The sequence below is a fragment of the Vibrio bivalvicida genome (assembly GCF_001399455.2).
Lineage (GTDB): Bacteria > Pseudomonadota > Gammaproteobacteria > Enterobacterales > Vibrionaceae > Vibrio > Vibrio bivalvicida.
This window is the reverse complement of the sequence record NZ_LLEI02000017.1, coordinates 98092-104383: the sequence shown is the minus strand read 5'-3', so window position 1 is coordinate 104383 and position 6292 is coordinate 98092. Positions and strand designations below refer to the sequence as shown.

General features: G+C 44.5%; 6 protein-coding genes. 1 reads left to right on the top strand and 5 read right to left on the bottom strand.

Annotation, left to right across the window (positions count from 1 at the left end; translation table 11 throughout):
* Nucleotides 1-429: 429 nt before the first annotated feature.
* Nucleotides 430-1236, bottom strand: a complete 807-nt coding sequence (gene xthA, locus APB76_RS03900) for an exodeoxyribonuclease III (protein ID WP_054963076.1) — start codon at nt 1234-1236, stop codon at nt 430-432.
* 199 nt (nt 1237-1435) lie between these two features.
* On the opposite strand from xthA, the gene APB76_RS03895 reads away from it, so the two are divergent.
* Nucleotides 1436-3553 carry a methyl-accepting chemotaxis protein gene (locus APB76_RS03895; protein ID WP_054963077.1) on the top strand — a complete coding sequence of 706 codons (2118 nt, stop codon included), beginning with the start codon at nt 1436-1438 and terminating at the stop codon, nt 3551-3553.
* Nucleotides 3554-3629: 76 nt separating this feature from the next.
* Here the strand turns inward: APB76_RS03895 and APB76_RS03890 are convergent, their stop codons facing one another.
* From APB76_RS03890 to APB76_RS03875, 4 genes are read right to left on the bottom strand one after another with little or no spacing between them, the layout of a single operon-like run.
* Entirely contained in the window at nt 3630-4763 is a 1134-nt protein-coding gene (locus tag APB76_RS03890; RefSeq protein ID WP_054963078.1) for a cupin domain-containing protein, read from the bottom strand.
* On the bottom strand, nt 4751-4921 hold the full coding sequence (gene rsmS, locus APB76_RS03885; RefSeq protein WP_049846891.1) for a pleiotropic regulatory protein RsmS: 171 nt from the start codon (nt 4919-4921) through the stop codon (nt 4751-4753). The genes APB76_RS03890 and rsmS overlap by 13 nt, the downstream gene beginning before the upstream one ends.
* Entirely contained in the window at nt 4921-5469 is a 549-nt protein-coding gene (locus APB76_RS03880; RefSeq protein ID WP_054963079.1) for a primosomal replication protein, read from the bottom strand. Before APB76_RS03880 ends, rsmS begins: the two co-directional genes overlap by 1 nt.
* A gap of 9 nt (nt 5470-5478) precedes the next feature.
* Nucleotides 5479-6258, bottom strand: coding sequence for a sulfite exporter TauE/SafE family protein (locus APB76_RS03875; RefSeq protein ID WP_054963080.1), 780 nt, complete (start codon nt 6256-6258; stop codon nt 5479-5481).
* Nucleotides 6259-6292 lie beyond the last annotated feature (34 nt).

Here is a 6292-nt window from a genome sequence, read left to right as displayed (position 1 = left end):
AGCCGATCAGATCGTAGCTTCTTGATTTAGTTCCATCGATTTAAGCAACAAAGCCGTAACTATCAACAAGATTTTTTGGTTGAAATGGGGAAGACAGAAAAACTACTAAAGCAGCTGTAACTTATTTAGGGAAAATAAAGTGCTCGGCATAAGATACAACAAGGAGGGGCACTAGAAACAGCAAATTTCAACGGCATTAGCTACAGCAATATATTGTTAAACCCTGTGATATTAGGGCGACTAACATTGCTGTGATATAGTTTGTAAGCGGCGTCATTCCATAGACTGACGAAGGAAGGAGTAGGGAATCTTAATCAGTTATCTACTTGCTTCAAGAGATCCCCGACTCGGTCGTGCCTCCCTCTCGGGGATGACATCAAAAATAAAGGGTTGACACAATGTGTCAACCCTTTGATTTTGTCCAGTTTTTTACTTAAACGTCGACCAAATCGGTGCGTGATCAGAAGGCTTTTCGATACCACGTAATTCGTAGTCAACATCTGATTCGATACATTTCTCGGCAAGCTTCGGTGTGGCGAGAACCACATCGATACGTAGACCGCGGTTATCTGGGAACCCTTTGGAGCGGTAATCAAACCACGAGAAACGATCGTTTACATCTGGGTGAATTTGACGGAAGGTATCAACAAAACCCCAGTCTAATAGTGTCTGCAACCATTCACGCTCTTCTGGTTGGAACGAACACTTACCAGTTTTTAGCCAACGCTTACGGTTTGGTTCACCAATGCCGATGTCTGCATCAATTGGGCTGATGTTAATGTCACCCATAACGATAAGCTGTTCATCGTTGTTGTGGTGATCATTGAGATAAGTCATCAGATCTTTGTAGAACTGACGCTTATATGGAAACTTGGTCTCGTGGCTGATGTTATCGCCTTGTGGGAAGTAGCCATTCAGTACCGTGACTTTTTCACCGTTATCATCTTCTAACGTCACCATGATCATACGCTTTTGATGATCTTCATTATCGGTAGGGAAACCTTTTTGAACTGAGATAGGCTCTTTCTTACACAGCATGGCAACACCGTAGTGCGCTTTTTGCCCGTGGAAGTAGACCTTGTAACCCATAGCTTCAACATCTTCTAAGGGGAATGCTTCGTCGTGCACTTTGATTTCTTGCAGGCCGATAACATCCGGTTGGTGCTTATCGATCACGGCTTGTAATTGATGCAGGCGGGCACGAAGACCGTTGATATTGAATGAAATAACTTTCATTTCAGTTCCTTGCTTGTGGCTGTTCGAATTTTTGTAAGCCAATACTAGCATCAATTTTCAGTTGCAGCGAAGGCGATGAACCCACTTAGCAGTTATTAACATTTTTTTAAACTTTAGATTGATATCTACTATGTTTGTGGTGTAATTCCATTGATACTTATCTCTATTTAAAACACCGAGTTTGCTAAAAGGACGTACTATGCGAACGTTATCAGTGCAGTGGAAAATTACGCTTCTAGCAGGGTTCTGCCTGCTTGTGACTTCTCTTTCTTTGATTGGTTTTTCCGTTTACAACGCAATTTCTAATCAACATCAAATTAAACAGCAAAGTTCAGAATCTGTAATCGACAAGTCAGAGCAGATCGTTGAAACGCGCGCATTGCTTAATGCCACGCAGGTTTCAGAGTTTCTCAATGAAGCCCTATATCGAGCCGAGATGCTTGCCTCTAGTGTGATGTTTCAAAAGAATCTAAGTGAAGAAAATTTTGGAGATAGTGAGGAGCTAAGGACTGCACTTGATGAGATGGTTCGTCGAGCAGTGGTTGATTTTGACAGTGTTCAAGGTGCGTACTTAGTCTTTAAGCCTGAGATGTTGGATAATGAAGACAGTAACTACGTTGACGCTGAGTATGTTGGATCCAATGAAAGAGGTCGTTTTGCTCCGTACTGGATGACAGCGCAAAACGGTGAGAACATTGTTTCAAGTGTTTTATCTGAAGCATTACTTGATGACGCAACAAATAGCGAACGTTTTTATTGTCCACTAGCTTCGGGTGAAACTTGTATTACTACTCCAAGGTTTGTAACCCAAGATGGCGGTGCTTTCTTAACCAGTTCAATTTCAATTCCACTCTTGATTGATGATACAACAATTGGTTTCTTTGGCATCGACCTGCGATTAGATGGTCTGTCAGAGATTGCCGTTAACTCTGATCAACAGCTGTTCTCCGGTAGTGGTAACGTCAATCTGATCAGTTTGGATGGTTCATTGATCGCCAGTGATAATCCATCTAGTTCGGTCGGCCAGCCATTTGTGAGTGATATTGTTTCTCCGGATAAGTTAACTGACCTATTGTTTGGGCAATCTGTTCAGACACAGTGGAGTGAAGACGGCCAGTGGCTTAATGTTTTTGCGCCAATTATGGTCGCGAATCAGACTTGGGGTGTGCTATTTGATCTACCTCGCTCTAGTGTGCTTGCAGATGCTGAAGCGTTAGATGCAATTATCAGTCAGCAAGTAGAATCTAGCGTTACTACTGAGCTTGTCGCAGGTATTGTTTTGGTATTGCTAGGGCTTGCGACGATTGCTTTCTCTGCATCACGCTTAGTGAAACCGATTCGAGAAGTTGTTACTCGACTAGACGATATCGCCTCAGGAGAAGGAGACTTAACTCAACGCTTAGAGGTGAAATCACAAGACGAAATTGGCCAGCTCGCGATAGGCTTCAATAGCTTCTTAGATAAGCTGCAATCTATCATCAGTGAAGTGGTCGATACGACTATCCAGGTAGGTACAACCACTCAGCAATCCCGGATCGCTGCGCAGCAAACTCGCACCAGTAGCGACTCGCAGTTTAAAGAAGTTGATTTGGTTGCAACGGCTTCAGAAGAGATGACTCAAACGGCAGGGTTAGTGGTTCAAAATGCCGAAATTGCAGTCAGAGAGGCAGAAAAAGCGAATGAGGCAGCGGTAAGTGGGCAATCAGTGGTTGAGAAATCTCAACAAGAAATGATGCGTTTGGTGGAGCGTATGACTGCGGCTGTTCCTGTTGTTGAAGAGCTCGCCAACAATAATGCCAATATCACAGAGATCTTGTCAGTTATTGAAGGTATTTCAGAGCAAACTAACTTACTTGCGCTCAATGCCGCTATTGAAGCTGCGAGGGCAGGTGAGCAAGGACGCGGCTTTGCAGTTGTCGCGGATGAGGTGCGAAACCTAGCTAGTCGAACGCAAGAATCGGTCGGTGAAATTAGGCAGGTGATTGAAAATGTGCAAAATGGCACCCGAGATGTCGTTCAGGCGATTCAAGATGGTAATGATCTAGCGAATGATTCAGCTACACAAGTGCAAAATGCCGCCAAAGAGTTGAACCAGATCTTTACAGCCATTGCGTCGATCAACGATATGAACTCGCAGATTGTTAAAGCAGCAGAAGAGCAGCAATCGGTATCGGCAGAAGTAAACCAAAGCGTGACTAACATCCGTGATTTAAGTGCTCAAATACTAAGCCAAGCAGAAGAGTCCGAGATGGTAAGTTCGCAAATCGCTGATTTATCTGACAAGCAGCAGCAATTGGTTAATCAGTTTAAGGTCTAATCGGATTTAGATGACTAGCGGAAAGCAAAAAGGGCTTCGTAATCGCGAAGCCCTTTTTATTGTCGAAAAATTTCGCTTAGTCGAGGTACCAGTATCCTTTGTTCACTATGTCAGTCAGCAGCATAATGGTTTGCTCATCGCTCACTTCAGCGAAAGACTGAACATTGATCGCTTCGTGATTGCACAACGCATCAACTAGCCACTCTTCACTCACATCAAACGTGTCGCCATTGATATAGATTTTGTCTGTTGCTTCTTGGTGATAGAGTGCTCGAATGCCTGAAACTTTGCGCAATGTGCCTAACGTATTCAAGTGTTCAAAAACTTCTGATGGCCTCAATTGAGCTTCGGGTTCGACAATATCAAGCTGGTGGCGTGACTGGCTGAGCATCGATCCCAAAAATTGCTTAATATCGCTGCTTGAGTTTAAAGCGGATCTGAGCATGTCGATAAGTAAGTCTGTATCAGAAGATAGGATCTCACCGTAGTGTGCTTGACTACGTAGCTGCGGGTTATGCAAGTGAACATCTCCCATGTCATGAGTTAGTACGTAGTCTGCAAAGTTGCTCAGTAGTTCTTGCTCTTTTGGAGAACGATAGCCAATAGAGTAACTCATACTTGGCTCAAGCGTATCACCTTCATGAGGAAAGCCCGGTGGGATATAAAGAATATCGCCAGGCTCAAGAATCTCGTCAATAATTGCATCAAAGCCTTCAATTTGTCTTAGTGCGCCAGCTTGAATGGATTCTTTGTACTGGCCAATGTCTTTATCTCCAACTCGCCAATGACGTTTACCGCTTCCTTGGATGATAAACACGTCATATTGGTCGATATGTGGACCTACGCCCCCTTTAGGTGCCGAGAAGCATACCATTAAGTCATCAAACAGCCAGTTAGGTAATTGTTTAAACGGCTCAATAAGCTCAGCGGATCCTAAGTGCCAATGGTTGCAGGCCTGAACCACTAATTGCCAGTGTGACTCTTCAAGAGATTCGAAATGAGATTGAGAAAATGGACCGTGTTTGGCTGTCCAGTTGTTGTCTTTATTGGTGATAAAGCGTGAGTCAATCTCTTCCTCCATCGATAGACCTGCTAACTCATCTGGGGAAATAGGATCGATGAAATTCGCGAAACCACCTTTAATGACAGTCGGCTTTTTATGCCAGTGCTCCGCAAGGAAAAGGTTGAGATCAAAACTTAGCTGGTACATGAGTTCTCCAGCTTACTCTCTAAATCTGCTTTTACTATCTTAATGGCTTCGAGTGCAACTTTTGGATCGACTTGATTGCTTTCCAGTAGGTAAATAAGATCGACGGCAAGTTTGACCTCATCTGGTGCATTATCTAATCCTGAGTTCGATGAAGGCATTACGGGTTTCTCTCTCTGTAGGTAATTTGTTTTTCTATCTTGAGCTTTGCTTCTTGGCAGCGCTTAAGCCTTTGCTCGGTTGCCATAAGGGCTTGCTGAGCTGATTGTTGCTGGAAAGGTGGTGCGTACTGGAGTGCAAGTTCCTTATCTCGCACCATTTCCACTAAACGACGTTCCCACTCTTGATGCTGAGAAAGGTGTTGATATAGCTCGTTGATGGGTTTTCTGAAGTAGCTGCTATGTTTCGGCTCGTGTTTGCGAATCTTAGTGGTCGCCAGTTCACGTTGTATCGCTCCGACTTGCGCGAGCAAACGCTCGGTAAGATACTCTGCACGCATAGCGGTTAGCTTACCAGCGTCTTCTTCTCGAATAATGCTCTCTAGCGTTGACTGGGTTTCTTTGACACAAGGCACTAAAAGCTTGGCTTTACACTTGAAAAGCCGTTCATCGAAAAGCGCCAAGTGGTGCTCACCACGCTGACGATCCAAAGCCGCCGCGTTGATGGCGAGTTGCTCTAGGGTCGATTGTAGCTGCTTAACTTTACTCATAAGTACTGCCTAAAGGTTCACAAACCAAGCTTCGTAAGCGAGTTTGACCGCGAGAATGCTTACTACGGTAACAAACACAGGGCGAATGAACTTGGCGCCGAATCGAATTGCAGAGTGCGCACCAACAAAAGCGCCTGCCATTAAGCATACACCCATAGTCAGGCCGAGGACCCAATCGATATGTCCAAGTATCGCGAAGGTCACCAAAGAGGTAAAGTTACTGGTGAAGTTCATCGCCTTTGCCAAACCAGAGGCGAGCAAAATGTTGAGCCGATATAGTGCCATTGAACTTACCGTCCAAAACGCACCCGTACCGGGACCTGCTACACCATCATAAAACCCAAGTGTTAAACCCTGAGCATACTGCTTCTTATTTAATACCGGACAAGGCTGTGGAGATTCGTTATTCACGTTGCTCGGCGTTTTGTGCCAGATGGTATAGATCGCCGCAGCAAGAATGATCAGTGGCAATATTTTTTCGAGCCACTGGGTACTGATGAGATCGACAAATAAAGTACCAAGGATGGCGCCAACCAAAGTAGCGACGAAAGCACGCAACCAACATTGTGGCTTAAATAGCTTTTTACGGTAGTAAGTAAATGCTGCCGTTGATGAGGCAAAGGTCGCGGCAAGTTTGTTGGTACCAAGCGCAATATGAGGAGGCAATCCCAAAGACAGCAGCGCTGGTACAGTAAGCATACCGCCACCACCTGCAACTGCGTCGATAAAACCAGCCAAAAAAGCGACAAGTGCCAACACCAACAGCATGGTTGGCTCAAAAAGTTCCATATAGTTATTCTTCTTTATATATAGAGTAGGGGCA